Source organism: Priestia sp. P5_B4 (genome assembly GCF_056400385.1).
On record NZ_JBFULJ010001236.1, the window covers coordinates 1 to 857 of the forward strand.

1 protein-coding gene is annotated in these 857 nt (G+C 40.6%); it reads right to left on the reverse strand.

The genetic code is table 11. The features are described from left to right. Positions 1 to 20: 20 nt before the first annotated feature. Positions 21 to 857 (reverse strand): alpha/beta hydrolase (locus AC1DRF_RS30175; RefSeq protein ID WP_477742593.1); only part of this gene is annotated, 837 nt, incomplete at its 5' end.

Genomic DNA, 857 nt, shown 5'->3' on the forward strand with positions numbered 1-857 from the left:
ATTTATGACACTATATATCCTTAAATAGAATCAAATACTTGACGCAGTTGAGCTGCGCTTTTATTGATCGCCTGCTGAGCGAGTGGGACAAATTCATGAAACCCTAAAAATCCGTGAATCATCGTTTCATAATTTTCATAGGTGACGGGAACACCGTGATTTTTTAATGCGTCCGCGTAGTCTTTTCCGCTATCTCTTAGAGGATCATACTGTGCTGTAATAATGGTAGCGCTCGGTAGACTCGATAAATCTTCTAGTAATACCGGAGCGTTATAGGGATGCTGTTCTTCTTCTTTATTGTTTAAGTAGTGAAGACGAAACCAATCCATAAGATCTTTTGAAAGAAAATATCCTTCCCCATTTTCTTTCATAGAGGCAGGGTGCTGATTTTTAAATCCTACAGATGGATAAATAAGCAGCTGATGAACAATAGACGGACCCTGCCTTTCTTTTGCTAAAATGCTCACAACCGCAGCAAGGTTGCCACCGGCACTGTCGCCCCCGACGGCAATTTTGTTTGAATCGATATTTAATTGAGACGCATGAGCTGAAATCCAATCCAAGGCGTCATAGGCATCGTTTACTGCAGCGGGAAATTTATCTTCAGGAGCAAGACGGTAATCAACAGACACTACAATACAGTTTGTTTCATTTGCATACGACCTGCATATGGAGTCATGAGTATCCAGGCTGCCTAATACCCAGCCTCCTCCATGATAATAAACAAGAGCGGGAAATGGCCCTGTTCCTTCAGGTTCATACACTCGTATAGTGAGCGTATGTTCATTTAATTCAATTTCTTTATTATATACTTTTTTAACCGCTTCTTTGGAAGGAGTTAAAGACATCTTTTCCAT